A 16664-nucleotide genomic window follows, 5' to 3' on the forward strand; every position below is an offset into this window, starting at 1 on the left:
GTTCACTGTCGTGGCTAAAGAAAAATTTGATCGTTCCCTTCCCCACGTTAACGTCGGCACTATCGGCCACGTTGACCACGGTAAGACCACTCTGACCGCAGCTCTGACTCGCGTCTGCTCCGAAGTTTTCGGTTCGGCAGTCGTTGAGTTCGACAAGATCGACTCGGCTCCGGAAGAAAAAGCGCGCGGTATCACCATCAACACCGCTCACGTCGAGTACAACTCGAACATTCGTCACTACGCTCACGTTGACTGCCCAGGTCACGCTGACTACGTGAAGAACATGATCACCGGTGCTGCCCAGATGGACGGCGCGATCCTGGTTTGCTCGGCCGCCGATGGTCCGATGCCACAAACCCGTGAGCACATCCTGCTGTCCCGTCAGGTTGGCGTTCCGTACATCGTGGTCTTCCTGAACAAGGCTGACCTGGTAGACGACGCTGAGCTGCTGGAACTGGTCGAGATGGAAGTTCGCGAGCTGCTGTCCACCTATGACTTCCCAGGCGACGACACCCCGATCATCATCGGTTCGGCTCGTATGGCGCTGGAAGGCAAAGACGACAACGAGATGGGCACCTCCGCCGTCAAGAAGCTGGTTGAAACTCTGGACAGCTACATCCCAGAGCCAGAGCGTGCTATCGACAAGCCGTTCCTGATGCCAATCGAAGACGTATTCTCGATCTCGGGTCGTGGTACCGTTGTTACCGGTCGTATCGAGCGTGGTATCGTCCGCGTTCAGGATCCGCTGGAAATCGTTGGTCTGCGTGACACCACCACCACCACCTGCACCGGTGTTGAGATGTTCCGCAAGCTGCTGGACGAAGGTCGTGCTGGCGAGAACTGCGGCGTTCTGCTGCGTGGTACCAAGCGTGACGACGTTGAGCGTGGCCAGGTTCTGGTCAAGCCAGGTTCGGTCAAGCCGCACACCAAGTTCACCGCAGAAGTCTACGTCCTGTCGAAGGAAGAAGGCGGTCGTCACACTCCGTTCTTCAAAGGCTACCGTCCTCAGTTCTACTTCCGTACCACTGACGTGACCGGTAACTGCGAACTGCCGGAAGGCGTTGAAATGGTAATGCCAGGTGACAACATTCAGATGACTGTTACCCTGATCAAGACCATCGCAATGGAAGACGGTCTGCGCTTCGCTATCCGTGAAGGCGGTCGTACCGTCGGCGCCGGCGTCGTGGCCAAAATCATCGAGTAATCACTCGACCGATTGAAAAAGGCCTCCGCTCAGCGGGGGCTTTTTTTATTGGGTTGACACTAAATTGGGGCGTCTATAGAATCACGCCTCCTTTTAGCGGGCGTAGTGCGTCCGTTGGGAACAGCCTGGAGTCTGAAATCCAATGCAAAATCAGCAAATCCGTATCAGGTTGAAGGCTTTCGACCATCGCCTGATCGACCAATCCACCCAGGAAATCGTGGAAACCGCGAAACGTACTGGTGCACAAGTGCGTGGTCCGATTCCACTGCCTACCCGCAAAGAGCGTTTCACCGTTCTGGTCTCCCCGCACGTCAACAAAGACGCGCGTGACCAGTACGAGATTCGCACTCATAAGCGTGTTCTGGACATCGTCCAGCCAACGGATAAAACCGTTGACGCGCTGATGAAGCTTGATCTGGCGGCAGGTGTGGAAGTTCAGATCAGCCTCGGCTAAGACTTCGGTCTAGTCGTGTAACGCTCTGAAATGGGCGGCCATAGCGGGTGAAAGCCCCGTACACTCATGAGGTTTACAACATGACTATTGGTGTAATCGGTCGCAAATGCGGTATGACCCGCATTTTCACCGAAGAAGGTGTCTCCATTCCGGTCACGGTCATTGAGATCGAGCCGAATCGCGTCACCCAGTTCAAAACTGAGGAAACCGATGGCTACCGTGCAGTGCAAGTCACTGTCGGCGAGCGTCGTGCTTCGCGTGTGACTGCCGCTCAGGCAGGCCACTTCGCCAAAGCTAACGTTGCCGCTGGTCGCGGTGTTTGGGAGTTCCGTCTTGAAGAAGGCGATTTCCAGGCTGGCGATCTGATCAAAGCTGAACTCTTCACTGCAGGCCAGCTGGTAGACGTTACTGGTCAGTCCAAAGGTAAAGGCTTCGCCGGTACCATCAAGCGCTGGAACTTCCGTGGTCAGGACAACACCCACGGTAACTCCGTGTCGCACCGTGTGCCTGGTTCCATCGGCCAGTGCCAGACTCCTGGTCGTGTGTTCAAGGGCAAGAAAATGTCCGGTCACATGGGCGCCGAGCGCGTGACTGTTCAGTCCCTGGAAGTAGTTCGCGTAGACGCTGAACGCAACCTGCTGCTCGTCAAGGGTGCCGTTCCTGGCGCTACTGGCGGCGACGTGGTTGTACGTCCAGCTGTCAAGGCTCGCGGTTAAGGGGAAACTGACATGCAACTCAATGTAAATGACGCTCAGGCGATCGAAGTTTCCGAACTGACTTTCGGTGGCGAATTCAACGAGACGCTGGTACACCAAGCAGTCGTGGCCTACATGGCCGGCGGCCGTCAGGGCACCAAGCAGCAAAAGACCCGTTCCGACGTGGCTGGTGGCGGTAAGCGCCCATGGCGTCAGAAGGGTACTGGCCGTGCTCGTGCTGGTACCACTCGTGGTCCGATCTGGCGTGGCGGTGGTGTAACCTTCGCAGCTCGCCCTCAAGATCACTCGCAAAAGCTCAACAAGAAGATGTATCGCGCAGCTCTGCGCTCCATCCTCGCTGAGCTGGTGCGTAGCGACCGTCTGGTCGTGGTTCAGGACTTCGCTGTTGAAGCACCGAAAACCAAAGATCTGCTGAACAAGCTGAACGGCATGGGTCTGAGCGACGTACTGATCGTTTCCGACGCTGTTGATCAGAACCTGTACCTGGCTGCTCGCAACCTGCCGCACGTCGACGTACGTGACGTACAAGGTTCCGACCCGGTCAGTCTGATCGCATACGAGAAAGTGTTGATCACTGTCTCGGCCGTGAAGAAATTCGAGGAGCTGCTGGGATGAACCAGGAACGCGTATTTAAAGTCCTCCTTGGCCCGCACGTTTCCGAGAAGGCTACCGTTCTGGCTGAGAAAAAAGGCCAGTTCGTATTCAAGGTTGCTACCGATGCAACCAAGCTGGAAATCAAGAAAGCTGTCGAAGGCCTGTTCAACGTAAAAGTTGAAAACGTGTCGACTGTTAACGTTCTGGGTAAAACCAAGCGTACCGCACGTGGTCTGGGCAAGCGTAATGACTGGAAGAAGGCGATCGTCTCCCTTCAGCCAGGCCAAGATCTCGATTTCAGCAGCAGTGCTGAGTAAGGAAGGGGTGCATCATGGCAATCGTTAAATGCAAACCGACTTCCCCTGGCCGCCGTTTCGTGGTCAAGGTGGTCAACAAGGAGCTGCACAAAGGCGCTCCTCACGCACCGCTGCTCGAGAAGAAATCGAAGTCTGGTGGTCGTAACAACAATGGCCGCATTACCACTCGTCACGTTGGTGGTGGTCATAAGCAGCATTACCGTCTGGTTGACTTCCGTCGCAACGACAAAGATGGCATTCCAGCCACTGTCGAGCGTATCGAATACGACCCGAACCGTACTGCTCACATCGCCCTGCTGTGCTACGCAGACGGTGAGCGTCGCTACATCATCGCCCCTAAAGGCGTGAGCGCTGGCGACCAGCTGATCGCAGGTGCCCTGGCCCCAATCAAGGCCGGTAACTCCCTGCAGCTGCGCAACATCCCAGTAGGTAGCACCATTCACGGCGTCGAACTGAAGCCGGGTAAAGGTGCTCAGATCGCTCGTTCCGCTGGTGCTTCGGCTCAGCTGATCGCTCGTGACGGCGTATACGTGACTCTGCGTCTGCGTTCCGGTGAAATGCGTAAAGTACTGGCTGAGTGCCGTGCGACCCTGGGCGAAGTCTCGAACTCCGAGCACAGCCTGCGTTCGCTGGGTAAAGCGGGTGCCAAACGCTGGCGCGGCGTTCGCCCAACCGTTCGTGGTGTTGCCATGAACCCGGTTGACCACCCACATGGTGGTGGTGAAGGTCGTACCTCCGGTGGTCGTCATCCGGTATCGCCATGGGGCTTCCCAACCAAGGGTGCTAAAACCCGTGGTAATAAGCGTACCGACAACATGATCGTCCGTCGTCGCAAGTAACTAGAGGGATACGACAGTGCCACGTTCTCTGAAAAAAGGTCCTTTTATCGATCTTCACCTGTTGAAGAAGGTCGAAGTGGCGGTGGAGAAGAACGATCGCAAGCCAGTTAAAACCTGGTCGCGTCGCTCGATGATCCTGCCACAAATGGTCGGTCTGACCATCGCGGTTCACAACGGTCGCCAGCATGTTCCAGTTCTCGTGAACGAAGACATGGTCGGCCACAAACTGGGCGAGTTCGCCGGTACCCGCACCTATCGCGGGCACGTGGCTGACAAGAAAGCCAAGCGTTAAGGGGTAAGGAAATGGAAGTAGCCGCTAAGTTGTCGGGCGCTCGCATCTCCGCCCAGAAAGCCCGCTTGGTCGCCGACCAGATCCGCGGGAAGAAGGTGGGCGAAGCGCTCAACCTGTTGGCCTTCAGCAGCAAAAAAGCCGCTGAAATCATGAAGAAAGTCCTCGAGTCGGCCGTAGCCAACGCCGAACACAACGAAGGCGCAGACGTTGATGACCTGAAGGTCTCCACCGTCTTCGTCAACGAAGGGCGTTCGCTGAAGCGTATCATGCCACGTGCCAAAGGCCGTGCTGATCGCATCGTCAAGCGGTCTTGCCATATCACTGTCAAGGTTGCGGACAAGTAACGGAGTCGATCAGATGGGTCAGAAAGTACATCCCACTGGCATTCGCCTGGGAATCGTCAAGGAGCACACCTCCGTCTGGTACGCAGACGGTGCTACTTACGCAGATTACCTGTTGAAGGATCTGAAAACGCGTGAGTACCTCCAAGACAAACTAAAAAGCGCGTCCGTAAGCCGTATCGATATTCATCGTCCGGCTCAAACTGCACGCATCACCATCCACACCGCTCGTCCCGGTATCGTTATCGGTAAGAAAGGTGAAGATGTTGAGAAGCTGCGTCAGGACCTGACCAAGCAGATGGGTGTGCCTGTGCACATCAACATCGAAGAGATCCGCAAGCCGGAACTCGACGCTATGCTGGTTGCGCAGAGCGTAGCTCAGCAGCTGGAACGCCGCGTAATGTTCCGTCGCGCCATGAAGCGCGCCGTACAGAACGCCATGCGTATTGGTGCCAAGGGCATCAAGATCCAGGTGAGCGGTCGTCTCGGCGGTGCCGAGATTGCTCGTACCGAGTGGTATCGCGAAGGTCGTGTGCCTCTGCACACCCTGCGTGCCGATATCGACTACAACACCTACGAAGCTCACACCACTTACGGTGTGATCGGTGTGAAGGTTTGGATCTTCAAAGGCGAAGTTATTGGTGGTCGCCAAGAAGAACTGAAACCACAAGCACCAGCGCCTCGTAAAAAAGCTGCTAAGTAAGGGGTACGCCAAATGTTGCAACCAAAGCGTACAAAATTCCGCAAGCAGATGACCGGCCACAACCGTGGTCTGGCACTGCGCGGTAGCAAGGTCAGCTTCGGCGAATTCGCCCTGAAAGCTGTTGCTCGCGGTCGCCTCACCGCTCGCCAGATCGAGTCCGCACGTCGTGCGCTGACCCGTCACGTTAAACGTGGCGGCAAGATCTGGATCCGTGTGTTCCCGGACAAGCCGATCTCCAAGAAGCCTCTCGAGGTTCGTATGGGTAAAGGTAAGGGCTCCGTGGAATACTGGGTTGCCCAGATCCAGCCAGGCAAAGTCCTGTACGAGATCGAGGGTGTTTCTGAAGAGCTGGCGCGCGAAGCTTTCGCCCTGGCTGCTGCAAAGCTGCCTCTCGCCACCTCCTTTGTTAAGCGGACGGTGATGTGATGAAAGCGAATGAACTTCGTGAAAAATCGGCACAGCAGCTGAACGAGCAACTGCTCGGCTTGCTGCGTGACCAGTTCAATCTGCGTATGCAGAAAGCAACTGGCCAGTTGGGGCAGTCGCACCTGCTCTCGCAAGTTAAGCGTGACATCGCTCGCGTGAAAACTGTGCTCAACCAGCAGGCAGGTAAGTGATCATGGCTGAAGCTGAAAAAACCGTCCGTACGCTGACTGGCCGTGTCGTCAGCGACAAAATGGACAAGACCATCACCGTTCTGATCGAGCGTCGCGTAAAGCACCCGATCTACGGTAAATACGTTAAGCGTTCGACTAAGCTGCACGCGCACGACGAAACCAACCAGTGCAAGATCGGCGACAAGGTTTCGATTACCGAAACCCGTCCGCTGGCCAAGACCAAGTCCTGGGCACTGGTTGAAGTCCTCGAACGCGCTGTTGAAGTCTAAGGGCTAGGGGTCGGAGAAATTTTATGATTCAGACTCAATCCATGCTCGATGTGGCCGATAACAGCGGCGCTCGTCGCGTCATGTGCATCAAGGTGCTCGGCGGCTCGCACCGTCGTTACGCCGGCATCGGTGACATCATCAAGGTTACTGTCAAGGAAGCAATTCCGCGCGGTAAGGTCAAAAAAGGCCAAGTGATGACCGCTGTTGTCGTGCGCACCCGTCACGGTGTTCGTCGCGCTGACGGTTCCATCATTCGTTTCGACGGCAACGCTGCTGTTCTGCTGAACAACAAGCAAGAGCCGATCGGCACTCGCATCTTCGGGCCAGTGACCCGTGAACTTCGTACTGAGAAGTTCATGAAGATCGTCTCGCTCGCCCCTGAAGTGCTGTAAGGAGATCCGACATGCAAAAGATTCGTCGTGACGACGAGATCATCGTGATCGCCGGCAAAGACAAAGGTAAGCGCGGTAAGGTGCTGAAGGTTCTGGCTGATGACCGTCTGGTCATCGGTGGCGTGAACCTGGTCAAGCGTCATACCAAGCCTAACCCGATGGCGGGCGTTCAGGGCGGTATCGTCGAGAAAGAAGCGCCTCTGCACGCTTCCAACGTTGCCATCTTCAACGGCGAAACCAACAAGGCTGACCGCGTTGGTTTCAAAGTAGAAGACGGTAAGAAAATTCGTGTCTTCAAGTCGACCCAAAAAGCGGTTGATGCTTGAACACTGCTAGGTAGAAGACCATGGCACGACTGAAAGAGATTTACCGGAACGAAATCGCTCCTAAGCTTAAGGAAGAACTTAAGCTGTCGAACGTGATGGAAGTTCCGCGCGTTACCAAAATCACCCTGAACATGGGTCTGGGCGAAGCGATCGGCGACAAGAAAGTCATCGAGCACGCAGTAGCTGACCTGGAAAAGATCACCGGTCAAAAGCCGGTCGTGACTTTCGCTCGTAAATCCATCGCTGGCTTCAAAGTCCGCGAAGGATGGCCGATCGGTGTCAAGGTGACCCTGCGTAGCGACAAGATGTACGAATTCCTGGACCGCCTGCTGGCGATCTCCCTGCCTCGGGTTCGCGACTTCCGCGGCCTGAATGCCAAGTCCTTCGATGGCCGTGGCAACTACAGCATGGGCGTGAAAGAGCAGATCATCTTCCCGGAAATCGATTACGACAAGATCGATGCTCTGCGCGGTTTGGACATCACCCTGACCACCACTGCTCGTTCGGACGACGAAGGCCGCGCTCTGCTGCGTGCTTTCAAGTTCCCGTTCCGCAACTGATTGGAGTAGGAAAATGGCTAAGAAGAGCATGAAAAACCGTGAGCTGAAGCGTCAGCTGACGGTAGCCAAGTTCGCTAAGAAGCGTGCTGAGCTGAAAGCGACCATCGTCAACGTTAACGCCTCTCCAGAAGAGCGTTTCGCTGCCGTTGTCGCTCTGCAGAAGCAGCCACGCGACGCTAGCGCCTCGCGCCTGCGCAACCGTTGCCGCCTGACCGGTCGTCCTCACGGTGTATACCGTAAGTTCGGCCTGGGCCGTAACATGCTGCGTCAAGCTGCAATGCGCGGCGACGTACCAGGTCTGGTCAAGGCCTCCTGGTAATCGCTGTCGGTGTGATGCCGGCGCAAGGGGAGCAATCTTCCGACCGCCGGTGATCTCGCCAAGAAACAAGCCCCTATATGGGGCTTGTTTCGTTTCTGCCTTGTGTCTAGAATGACCGGCTCACCCGAGCCTGGGTTTTTTACCCAATCCGCTCAGGTGGTTGTCATAGCCGCAAGGCTAATAATTCTTGTATCAGGAGCATCTAGCCCATGAGTATGCAGGACCCGTTAGCGGACATGCTAACTCGCATCCGTAATGCCCAGATGGCTGAAAAGTCCGTCGTAAGCATGCCTTCTTCTACCCTGAAGGTCGCGGTTGCCAAAGTTCTGAAGGACGAAGGTTACATCGCTGGCTACCAGGTAACTGGTGAAGCCAAGCCTTCCCTGTCGATCGAACTGAAGTACTTCGAAGGCCGTCCGGTCATCGAGGAACTGAAGCGCTCCAGCCGTCCAGGCCTGCGCCAGTACAAGGCCGTCACCGATCTGCCGAAAGTACGTGGCGGTCTGGGCGTGTCTATTGTCTCCACCAACAAAGGTGTGATGACTGATCGCGCTGCGCGCGCTGCCGGTGTCGGCGGCGAAGTTCTGTGCACAGTGTTCTAAGGGGGGATAGACATGTCTCGCGTCGCTAAGAACCCCGTTAAGCTGCCGTCCGGTGTCGAAGTCAAATTCGCAGGTCAGCAGCTTTCGGTGAAGGGTGCCAAGGGCACTCTCGAACTGAACGTTCACTCGTCTGTTGAAGTTACCGAAGAGTCTGGTGAGCTGCGTTTCGTTGCTCGCAATGGTGACCAGCAAGCTCGTGCCATGGCCGGTACCACCCGCGCTCTGGTGAACAACATGGTCCAGGGCGTAAGCCAAGGCTTCGAGCGTAAGCTCCAGCTGGTCGGTGTTGGTTACAAGGCACAGGCTAAAGGCACCGTCCTGAACCTGGCCCTGGGCTTCTCGCACCCAGTGGACTACGAACTGCCAGCCGGTATCACCGCTGAAACGCCTAGCCAGACCGACATCCTGATCAAGGGTATCGACAAGCAGCTGGTAGGTCAGGTGGCCGCTGAAATCCGCGACTTCCGTCCGCCAGAGCCTTACAAAGGCAAAGGTGTGCGTTACGCGGACGAAGTAGTCCGTCGTAAAGAAGCCAAGAAGAAGTAGGGCCTAGTAAATGACCGACAAAAAAGTTATTCGACTGCGTCGCGCTCGCAAAGCACGTCTCAAGATGCACGAACTCGAAGTCGTGCGCCTGTGCGTGTTCCGCTCCTCGCAGCACATCTACGCCCAGGTCATTTCGGCCGACGGCAGCAAGGTTCTGGCAAGCGCCTCGACCTTGGACAAAGACCTGCGTGATGGCGCCACTGGCAACATCGACGCGGCCACTAAGGTTGGCAAGCTGGTAGCTGAGCGTGCGAAAGCCGCCGGTGTATCTCAAGTTGCCTTTGACCGTTCCGGCTTCAAGTACCATGGCCGCGTCAAAGCGCTGGCTGATGCTGCTCGTGAAGGCGGGCTGGAGTTCTAAGTTATGGCAAATAACGATCAAAAGCGCGACGAAGGCTACATCGAGAAGCTGGTTCAGGTTAACCGCGTTGCCAAGACCGTAAAAGGCGGCCGTATCTTCACCTTCACCGCGTTGACCGTGGTAGGTGATGGTAAAGGTCGTGTCGGCTTCGGCCGTGGCAAATCGCGCGAAGTACCTGCTGCGATTCAGAAAGCCATGGAAGCTGCTCGCCGCAACATGATCCAGGTTGACCTGAAGGGCACCACCCTGCAGTACGCCACCAAGGCTGCCCACGGCGCCTCGAAGGTTTACATGCAGCCTGCCTCGGAAGGTACCGGTATCATCGCCGGTGGCGCAATGCGTGCTGTCCTGGAAGTTGCTGGCGTTCAGAACGTTCTGGCCAAGTGCTACGGTTCGACCAACCCAGTGAACGTGGTTTACGCCACTTTCAAGGGTCTGAAAGCCATGCAATCTCCTGAATCCATTGCTGCCAAGCGCGGCAAGAGCGTCGAGGAGATCTTCTAATCATGGCAACCGTAAAAGTAACGCTGATCAAGAGCGTCTCGGGCCGTCTGCCTAACCACAAACTGTGTGTTAAGGGCCTGGGTCTGCGTCGCATCGGTCACACTGTAGAAGTCCAGGATACTCCCGAGAATCGCGGGATGATCAACAAGGCTTACTACATGCTGCGCGTCGAGGGTTAATCGATGAAACTCAATGATCTGAGTCCAGCGCCGGGTTCCCGTCGCGAGAAGCATCGTCCGGGTCGTGGTATCGGTAGCGGTCTGGGTAAAACCGGCGGCCGTGGCCACAAAGGTCAGACCTCCCGTTCGGGTGGTTCGATCGCTCCGGGCTTCGAAGGCGGTCAACAGCCGCTGCACCGTCGTCTGCCGAAATTCGGCTTCGTTTCCCTGAAAGCCATGGATCGCGCCGAAGTGCGTCTGTCCGAGCTGGCCAAAGTGGAAGGCGACGTGATCTCCGTGCAATCCTTGAAGGATGCCAACGTGATCAACCAGCACATTCAGCGTGTGAAAATCATGCTGTCTGGCGAAGTTACTCGCGCAGTCACCATCAAGGGCATCGCAGCCACCAAGGGTGCGCGTGCGGCTATCGAAGCAGCTGGCGGCAAATTCGAGGAATAAATGGCTAAGCAAGGTGCTCTCTCTTCGCTCGGTAAGGGCGGGATGTCGGAACTCTGGGCTCGTCTGCGCTTTCTGTTCATGGCGATTATCGTCTATCGGATAGGTGCACATATCCCGGTTCCAGGCATCAATCCGGACCGTCTGGCGGATCTGTTTCGGCAGAATGAGGGGACCATTCTTAGCTTGTTCAACATGTTTTCCGGTGGCGCGCTTGAGCGCATGAGCATCTTTGCACTGGGGATCATGCCGTACATTTCGGCATCGATCATCATGCAGCTGATGACGGCGGTCAGCCCGCAACTGGAGCAGTTGAAGAAGGAAGGTGAAGCTGGCCGTCGCAAGATCAGCCAGTACACCCGCTACGGCACCGTTATCCTGGCACTGGTTCAAGCCATTGGCATGTCCATTGGCCTGGCCAACCAGGGCGTGGCGTTTTCTGTGGGCCTGGGCTTCCATGTCGTTGCCGTCTCCACGTTCGTGGCAGGCGCGATGTTCATGATGTGGCTGGGCGAGCAGATCACCGAGCGCGGTGTGGGCAACGGTATCTCGATGTTGATCTTCGCAGGTATCGTTGCCGGTCTTCCGAGAGCAATCGGGCAGTCTTTCGAGTCTGCACGCACAGGCGATATCAACATTTTCGCCCTGGTCGCTATCGGTTTGCTGGCAGTAGCGATTATCGGTTTTGTGGTGTTCATTGAGCGTGGTCAGCGTCGTATCGCTGTTCACTACGCCAAGCGTCAGCAGGGCCGCAAGGTCTTTGCTGCGCAGACCAGCCACTTGCCGTTGAAGGTGAACATGGCGGGGGTTATCCCGGCCATTTTCGCCAGCAGCATTTTGCTGTTCCCGGCTTCGCTGGGTGCCTGGTTCGGTCAGTCCGAAGGTATGGGCTGGCTGCAGGACATCTCGCAGTCGATCGCTCCTGGTCAGCCGTTGAACATTTTGCTGTTTAGTGCAGGGATCATTTTCTTCTGCTTCTTCTACACAGCGTTGATGTTCAACCCGAAAGACGTAGCGGAAAACCTGAAGAAGTCCGGTGCCTTTATTCCGGGTATCCGTCCTGGTGAGCAGTCTGCGCGCTACATTGATGGCGTTCTGACCCGTTTGACCATGTTCGGTGCTCTTTACATGATGGCCGTCTGCCTTCTGCCCCAGTTCCTGGTGGTGGCAGCAAATGTGCCGTTCTACCTTGGCGGGACCTCGTTGCTGATTGTGGTAGTGGTTGTGATGGACTTCATGTCCCAAGTACAATCGCACCTCGTTTCGCACCAGTACGAATCCCTGATGAAGAAAGCCAACCTGAAAGGCTACGGTGGCAGCGGTCTGCTGCGCTGATACGCCCCTAAGGTTCGAGGAGTCGGTAATGAAAGTTCGTGCATCGGTGAAAAAGCTGTGCCGCAACTGCAAGATCATCCGTCGCGAAGGCGTCGTTCGAGTGATCTGCAGCGCGGAACCGCGTCACAAACAGCGCCAAGGCTGAGTGTGATCTGCGCTTCAAACCCAGCAGCTAGTGTGCTGCTGGGTTGATTATTCGTTTCTACAGCGATATTATCTCGCGCCCTATTTCTTGGCTTCCGGGGCGTAGGTAGCTGTCAATTGGAGTCCCACTGAATGGCCCGTATTGCAGGCGTCAACATTCCAGATAACAAGCATACTGTTATCTCGCTGACCTACATCTATGGTGTCGGTCGCACAACTGCACAGAAGATCTGTGCAGACGCTGGTGTAAACCCAGCCGCTAAGATCAAGGATCTGAGCGACGAGCAAATCGAAACCCTGCGTGGCGAAGTTGCGAAGTTCACCACCGAAGGTGACCTGCGTCGTGACATCAACATGAAGATCAAGCGCTTGATGGACCTGGGTTGCTACCGCGGCCTGCGTCATCGTAAAGGTCTGCCGGTTCGCGGTCAGCGCACCAAGACCAACGCACGCACCCGTAAGGGCCCGCGTAAGCCGATCCGCAAGTAACCGCCCAGGAATATAGACATGGCAAAACCTGCTGCTCGTCCTCGTAAGAAAGTCAAAAAGACAGTGGTTGATGGCATCGCCCACATCCACGCTTCTTTCAACAACACCATCGTGACCATCACCGACCGTCAGGGCAATGCTTTGTCCTGGGCGACCTCCGGTGGTTCGGGTTTCCGTGGTTCGCGCAAATCCACCCCGTTCGCAGCCCAGATTGCTGCTGAGCGTGCTGGTCAAGCTGCGCTGGAATACGGCCTGAAGAACCTCGACGTAAACGTCAAGGGTCCAGGTCCGGGTCGTGAATCCGCCGTTCGTGCACTGAACAGCTGCGGCTACAAGATCGCCAGCATCACCGACGTGACGCCAATCCCGCATAACGGGTGCCGTCCGCCGAAGAAGCGTCGCGTGTAATCAGGAGACAGAAGAATGGCACGTTACATTGGTCCAAAATGCAAACTGTCTCGTCGTGAAGGCACCGATCTGTTCCTGAAGAGCGGCGTTCGCGCTCTGGAATCGAAGTGCAACATCGAAGCAGCCCCAGGTATCCACGGCCAGCGCCGTGGCCGTCAGTCCGACTACGGTACCCAGCTGCGCGAGAAACAAAAAGTTCGTCGTATCTACGGTGTTCTGGAGCGTCAGTTCCGCGGTTACTACCAAGCTGCTGCCTCGAAAAAAGGCGCAACCGGTGAGAACCTGCTGCAACTGCTCGAGTGCCGTCTGGATAACGTCGTCTACCGTATGGGCTTCGGTTCGACTCGTTCCGAATCCCGTCAGCTGGTTTCGCACAAAGCGATCAGCGTCAACGGTAAGACTGTAAACATTCCATCCTACCAAGTTCGTCCGGGTGACGTGGTCGCGGTCCGCGAGAAGTCGCTGGCCCAGCTGCGCATTGTTCAAGCCCTTGAACTCTGCGCCCAGCGTGGCCGCGTTGAGTGGGTTGACGTGGATGCTGCTAAAAAGTCGGGCGTTTTCAAGAACGTTCCTGCTCGCAGCGACCTGTCTGCCGACATCAACGAAAACCTGATTGTCGAGCTCTACTCCAAGTAAGGGCTAGAAAATAGGTGCATCCATGCAGATTTCGGTAAATGAGTTCCTGACTCCCCGCCACATTGATGTGCAGGTAGTCAGTCCGACCCGCGCCAAGATTACGCTCGAGCCTCTCGAGCGTGGTTTCGGCCATACCCTGGGCAACGCGCTGCGCCGCATCCTGTTGTCCTCCATGCCTGGCTGTGCAGTAGTCGAGGCCGAGATCGATGGCGTACTCCACGAGTACTCCGCGATCGAAGGTGTACAGGAAGACGTAATTGAAATCCTGTTGAACCTGAAAGGCCTGGCTATCAAACTGCACGGTCGTGACGAAGTTACGCTGACCTTGTCGAAAAAGGGTTCGGGGGTGGTTACCGCTGCCGATATTCAGCTGGATCACGATGTCGAGATCGTCAACCCCGATCACGTAATCGCGAACCTGGCGTCGAACGGCGCCCTGAACATGAAGCTCACTGTAGCTCGTAGTCGCGGTTACGAGCCGGCCGACTCCCGTCAAACCGACGAAGACGAAAGCCGTAGCATTGGCCGTCTGCAGTTGGACGCTTCGTTCAGCCCGGTGCGTCGTATCGCCTATGTGGTCGAAAACGCCCGTGTTGAACAGCGTACCAACCTGGACAAGCTGGTCATTGATCTGGAAACCAACGGCACCCTGGATCCTGAAGAGGCTATCCGCCGCGCTGCGACCATCCTGCAACAGCAGCTGGCCGCGTTCGTCGACCTCAAAGGTGACAGTGAGCCTGTCGTAGTCGAGCAGGAAGACGAGATCGATCCGATCCTGCTGCGTCCGGTTGACGACCTGGAACTGACTGTACGTTCGGCCAACTGCCTCAAGGCGGAGAACATCTACTACATCGGCGACCTGATTCAGCGTACCGAAGTAGAGCTGTTGAAGACTCCTAACCTGGGCAAGAAGTCCCTGACTGAAATCAAGGACGTCCTGGCCTCTCGTGGTCTGTCTCTCGGCATGCGCCTCGACAACTGGCCGCCTGCAAGTCTTAAGAAAGACGACAAGGCGACCGCCTGATCGTCGTAATCACCGAACGTTGTGTTTGGTAAGGAATGAATCATGCGTCATCGTAAAAGTGGACGTCACCTGAGCCGTACCAGCTCTCACCGCAAGGCTATGTTCCAGAACATGGCAGTGTCGTTGATCGAGCACGAGCTGATCAAAACCACCCTGCCGAAAGCCAAGGAACTGCGCCGCGTTGCCGAGCCGCTGATCACCCTGGCCAAGGAAGACAGCGTTGCTAACCGCCGTCTGGCCTTCGACCGTACCCGTTCGAAGTCCGCTGTTGGCAAACTGTTCAACGACCTGGGCAAGCGTTACGCCACCCGTCAGGGCGGCTACCTGCGCATCCTGAAGTGCGGTTTCCGCGCTGGCGACAACGCGCCTATGGCGTACGTCGAGCTGGTTGATCGTCCGGTCGGCGGTGCTGTAGAAGCTGCTGAGTAAGACGTTCTGTCTGCTACAAAGAACCGGGCCTAGTGCCCGGTTTTTTGTGTCTGTTTGTATTGTTAATTTCTATTGATACAAGTCATGTAATGAATTTGTCCCTGTAACCTTGCTCGTCGATACTCTCTCCAAGCCGATTAGCCGGCGCTTGAAGACCGATAAGGAGAGCCCATGAGCAAGATTCTTACCACCGCCAGCGGTGCACCCGTAGCCGACAACCAGAACTCCCGTTCCGCCGGCCCGCGTGGCCCGTTGTTGCTCGACGACTTCCACCTGATCGAGAAGCTCGCCCATTTCAACCGCGAGAACATTCCTGAGCGCCGTGTGCACGCCAAAGGCTCGGGCGCCTACGGCACCTTTACCGTCAATCGCGACATCACCCGCTACACCTGCGCCAAGCTGTTTGAGCAGGTCGGCAAGCAAACAGAAACCTTCCTGCGCTTCTCCACTGTCGGTGGCGAACGTGGCTCTGCAGACACCGAACGCGACCCTCGTGGCTTTGCCGTCAAGTTCTACACCGAAGAAGGCAACTGGGACATTGTGGGTAATAACACGCCAGTGTTCTTTATTCGCGATCCGCTGAAATTCCCCGACTTTATCCACACCCAGAAGCGCCATCCGCAGTCCAACCTGAAGAACGCCCAGATGATGTGGGATTTTTGGTCGCACTCGCCCGAAGCGCTGCACCAGGTCACCATCCTGTTCTCGGACCGTGGTATTCCGGACGGCTATCGGCATATGCACGGCTTCGGCAGCCACACGTACAGTTTGATCAACGCCAAGGGCGAGCGTACCTGGGTCAAGTGGCATTTCAAGACCCAGCAAGGTATCAAGAACCTCGCGCCGGCAGATGCTGCACGCCTGGCGGGTACTGACCCGGACTACGCCCAGCGCGACCTGTTCGAAGCCATTGAACGTGGCGACTACCCGCGTTGGACCGTATGCATTCAGGTGATGAGCGAAGCCGAGGCTGCCAGCCGAGACGAGAACCCCTTCGACGTCACCAAGACCTGGTCGCAGAAGGATTATCCGTTGATAGAGGTGGGCGTGCTGGAGCTCAACCGTAACCCGCTCAACTACTTCGCCGAAGTCGAGCAGGCTGCGTTCGGGCCGAGCAACATGGTGCCAGGGGTTGGCCTGTCGCCTGACCGCATGCTGCAGGGCCGTGTATTCGCCTACGCAGACGCGCACCGCTACCGTGTGGGCACCAACCACCAGCACTTGCCTGTGAATGCGCCACGCTGCGCAGTCAACAGCTACCAGCGCGATGGCTCCATGGCCACGGGCAGCTATGGGAGTGCCCCTAACTACGAGCCCAACAGCTACGCTGAGGCGCCGAAGCAGTCACCACGCCATGCCGAGCCACCCCTGGCTCTGAACGGTTCGGCAGACCGTTACGATCACCGTGAGGACACCGACTACTTCAGCCATGCCGGCGCGCTGTTCCGCCTGATGAGCGAAGGGCAGAAGGCGTTGCTGATCAGCAATATCGCCGGGACCATGGCAGGTGTCAGCGAAGACGTGATCCAGCGCCAGTTGCAGTACTTCTTCAAGGCTGACCCGGCCTATGGCGAAGGCATTGCCAAGGCGTTGGGCATCAACCTGGCCTGACTCTAAGTGATAAGCAGA

General features: G+C 56.6%; 30 protein-coding genes. All 30 read left to right on the plus strand.

The genetic code is table 11. The features are described 5' to 3' along the window. The first annotated feature begins 10 nt into the window (after nucleotides 1–10). Complete coding sequence (tuf, locus tag LU684_RS18515; protein ID WP_232894892.1) at nucleotides 11–1204, plus strand: elongation factor Tu; 1194 nt, start codon at nucleotides 11–13, stop codon at nucleotides 1202–1204. A 142-nt stretch (nucleotides 1205–1346) separates the two neighbouring features. Next, nucleotides 1347–1658, plus strand: coding sequence for a 30S ribosomal protein S10 (gene rpsJ, locus LU684_RS18520; protein WP_003186070.1), 312 nt, complete (start codon nucleotides 1347–1349; stop codon nucleotides 1656–1658). 80 nt (nucleotides 1659–1738) lie between these two features. Continuing rightward, nucleotides 1739–2374: a 50S ribosomal protein L3 gene (rplC, locus tag LU684_RS18525; protein WP_003257089.1), complete on the plus strand. Its 636-nt coding sequence runs from the start codon at nucleotides 1739–1741 to the stop codon at nucleotides 2372–2374. Nucleotides 2375–2386: 12 nt separating this feature from the next. Then, a complete protein-coding gene (gene rplD, locus LU684_RS18530; protein WP_003255485.1) occupies nucleotides 2387–2989 on the plus strand; it encodes a 50S ribosomal protein L4 in 603 nt (200 codons plus the stop codon). Next, nucleotides 2986–3285, plus strand: coding sequence for a 50S ribosomal protein L23 (gene rplW / locus LU684_RS18535; RefSeq protein WP_003255484.1), 300 nt, complete (start codon nucleotides 2986–2988; stop codon nucleotides 3283–3285). Before rplD ends, rplW begins: the two co-directional genes overlap by 4 nt. 14 nt (nucleotides 3286–3299) lie before the next feature. After that, nucleotides 3300–4124: a 50S ribosomal protein L2 gene (gene rplB, locus LU684_RS18540; RefSeq protein ID WP_008089816.1), complete on the plus strand. Its 825-nt coding sequence runs from the start codon at nucleotides 3300–3302 to the stop codon at nucleotides 4122–4124. Between the two features lie 16 nt (nucleotides 4125–4140). Further along, nucleotides 4141–4416 (plus strand): 30S ribosomal protein S19, encoded by a 276-nt coding sequence (gene rpsS, locus LU684_RS18545; RefSeq protein ID WP_003255482.1) that lies wholly within the window; start codon nucleotides 4141–4143, stop codon nucleotides 4414–4416. 11 nt (nucleotides 4417–4427) lie between these two features. Beyond that, complete coding sequence (gene rplV, locus LU684_RS18550) at nucleotides 4428–4760, plus strand: 50S ribosomal protein L22 (protein ID WP_003103908.1); 333 nt, start codon at nucleotides 4428–4430, stop codon at nucleotides 4758–4760. 13 nt (nucleotides 4761–4773) lie between these two features. Further along, entirely contained in the window at nucleotides 4774–5460 is a 687-nt protein-coding gene (rpsC, locus tag LU684_RS18555) for a 30S ribosomal protein S3 (RefSeq protein WP_003255481.1), read from the plus strand. A 12-nt stretch (nucleotides 5461–5472) separates the two neighbouring features. Next, nucleotides 5473–5886, plus strand: a complete 414-nt coding sequence (rplP, locus tag LU684_RS18560) for a 50S ribosomal protein L16 (RefSeq protein ID WP_003255479.1) — start codon at nucleotides 5473–5475, stop codon at nucleotides 5884–5886. Then, a complete protein-coding gene (gene rpmC / locus LU684_RS18565) occupies nucleotides 5886–6077 on the plus strand; it encodes a 50S ribosomal protein L29 (protein WP_002555481.1) in 192 nt (63 codons plus the stop codon). The genes rplP and rpmC overlap by 1 nt, the downstream gene beginning before the upstream one ends. A gap of 2 nt (nucleotides 6078–6079) precedes the next feature. Further along, entirely contained in the window at nucleotides 6080–6346 is a 267-nt protein-coding gene (rpsQ, locus tag LU684_RS18570; RefSeq protein WP_023534981.1) for a 30S ribosomal protein S17, read from the plus strand. 23 nt (nucleotides 6347–6369) lie between these two features. After that, nucleotides 6370–6738 (plus strand): 50S ribosomal protein L14, encoded by a 369-nt coding sequence (gene rplN / locus LU684_RS18575; RefSeq protein ID WP_002555479.1) that lies wholly within the window; start codon nucleotides 6370–6372, stop codon nucleotides 6736–6738. A gap of 11 nt (nucleotides 6739–6749) precedes the next feature. Beyond that, nucleotides 6750–7064 carry a 50S ribosomal protein L24 gene (gene rplX, locus LU684_RS18580; protein WP_003255476.1) on the plus strand — a complete coding sequence of 105 codons (315 nt, stop codon included), beginning with the start codon at nucleotides 6750–6752 and terminating at the stop codon, nucleotides 7062–7064. Nucleotides 7065–7084: 20 nt separating this feature from the next. After that, complete coding sequence (gene rplE / locus LU684_RS18585) at nucleotides 7085–7624, plus strand: 50S ribosomal protein L5 (protein ID WP_003255474.1); 540 nt, start codon at nucleotides 7085–7087, stop codon at nucleotides 7622–7624. A 13-nt stretch (nucleotides 7625–7637) separates the two neighbouring features. After that, nucleotides 7638–7943, plus strand: coding sequence for a 30S ribosomal protein S14 (rpsN, locus tag LU684_RS18590; RefSeq protein ID WP_009681970.1), 306 nt, complete (start codon nucleotides 7638–7640; stop codon nucleotides 7941–7943). A gap of 209 nt (nucleotides 7944–8152) precedes the next feature. After that, the gene (rpsH, locus tag LU684_RS18595) at nucleotides 8153–8545 is read left to right on the plus strand and encodes a 30S ribosomal protein S8 (RefSeq protein WP_003255471.1); all 393 of its coding nucleotides are present in this window, start codon (nucleotides 8153–8155) and stop codon (nucleotides 8543–8545) included. Nucleotides 8546–8557: 12 nt separating this feature from the next. After that, nucleotides 8558–9091 carry a 50S ribosomal protein L6 gene (gene rplF, locus LU684_RS18600; RefSeq protein WP_003255469.1) on the plus strand — a complete coding sequence of 178 codons (534 nt, stop codon included), beginning with the start codon at nucleotides 8558–8560 and terminating at the stop codon, nucleotides 9089–9091. Between the two features lie 10 nt (nucleotides 9092–9101). Next, a complete protein-coding gene (gene rplR, locus LU684_RS18605; protein ID WP_003255467.1) occupies nucleotides 9102–9452 on the plus strand; it encodes a 50S ribosomal protein L18 in 351 nt (116 codons plus the stop codon). Nucleotides 9453–9455: 3 nt separating this feature from the next. Next, a complete protein-coding gene (rpsE, locus tag LU684_RS18610; protein WP_003255465.1) occupies nucleotides 9456–9956 on the plus strand; it encodes a 30S ribosomal protein S5 in 501 nt (166 codons plus the stop codon). A 2-nt stretch (nucleotides 9957–9958) separates the two neighbouring features. After that, a complete protein-coding gene (rpmD, locus tag LU684_RS18615; RefSeq protein ID WP_016393393.1) occupies nucleotides 9959–10135 on the plus strand; it encodes a 50S ribosomal protein L30 in 177 nt (58 codons plus the stop codon). A 3-nt stretch (nucleotides 10136–10138) separates the two neighbouring features. After that, nucleotides 10139–10573, plus strand: coding sequence for a 50S ribosomal protein L15 (gene rplO / locus LU684_RS18620; RefSeq protein ID WP_003255461.1), 435 nt, complete (start codon nucleotides 10139–10141; stop codon nucleotides 10571–10573). Continuing rightward, nucleotides 10574–11905 (plus strand): preprotein translocase subunit SecY, encoded by a 1332-nt coding sequence (gene secY / locus LU684_RS18625; protein ID WP_003257108.1) that lies wholly within the window; start codon nucleotides 10574–10576, stop codon nucleotides 11903–11905. Between the two features lie 28 nt (nucleotides 11906–11933). Further along, nucleotides 11934–12050 carry a 50S ribosomal protein L36 gene (rpmJ, locus tag LU684_RS18630; protein WP_002555468.1) on the plus strand — a complete coding sequence of 39 codons (117 nt, stop codon included), beginning with the start codon at nucleotides 11934–11936 and terminating at the stop codon, nucleotides 12048–12050. 131 nt (nucleotides 12051–12181) lie between these two features. Further along, entirely contained in the window at nucleotides 12182–12538 is a 357-nt protein-coding gene (rpsM, locus tag LU684_RS18635; RefSeq protein WP_003255457.1) for a 30S ribosomal protein S13, read from the plus strand. A gap of 18 nt (nucleotides 12539–12556) precedes the next feature. Further along, nucleotides 12557–12946: a 30S ribosomal protein S11 gene (rpsK, locus tag LU684_RS18640; RefSeq protein WP_003255454.1), complete on the plus strand. Its 390-nt coding sequence runs from the start codon at nucleotides 12557–12559 to the stop codon at nucleotides 12944–12946. 15 nt (nucleotides 12947–12961) lie between these two features. Next, nucleotides 12962–13582: a 30S ribosomal protein S4 gene (gene rpsD / locus LU684_RS18645; protein WP_012270238.1), complete on the plus strand. Its 621-nt coding sequence runs from the start codon at nucleotides 12962–12964 to the stop codon at nucleotides 13580–13582. A gap of 22 nt (nucleotides 13583–13604) precedes the next feature. Further along, nucleotides 13605–14606 carry a DNA-directed RNA polymerase subunit alpha gene (locus LU684_RS18650; RefSeq protein ID WP_232894893.1) on the plus strand — a complete coding sequence of 334 codons (1002 nt, stop codon included), beginning with the start codon at nucleotides 13605–13607 and terminating at the stop codon, nucleotides 14604–14606. A gap of 42 nt (nucleotides 14607–14648) precedes the next feature. After that, nucleotides 14649–15035: a 50S ribosomal protein L17 gene (gene rplQ, locus LU684_RS18655; RefSeq protein WP_003255451.1), complete on the plus strand. Its 387-nt coding sequence runs from the start codon at nucleotides 14649–14651 to the stop codon at nucleotides 15033–15035. Between the two features lie 171 nt (nucleotides 15036–15206). Beyond that, nucleotides 15207–16646: a catalase gene (locus tag LU684_RS18660; protein ID WP_145913432.1), complete on the plus strand. Its 1440-nt coding sequence runs from the start codon at nucleotides 15207–15209 to the stop codon at nucleotides 16644–16646. Nucleotides 16647–16664 lie beyond the last annotated feature (18 nt).

The organism is Pseudomonas sp. NMI542_15 (assembly GCF_021283425.1).
GTDB lineage: Bacteria > Pseudomonadota > Gammaproteobacteria > Pseudomonadales > Pseudomonadaceae > Aquipseudomonas > Aquipseudomonas fortuita.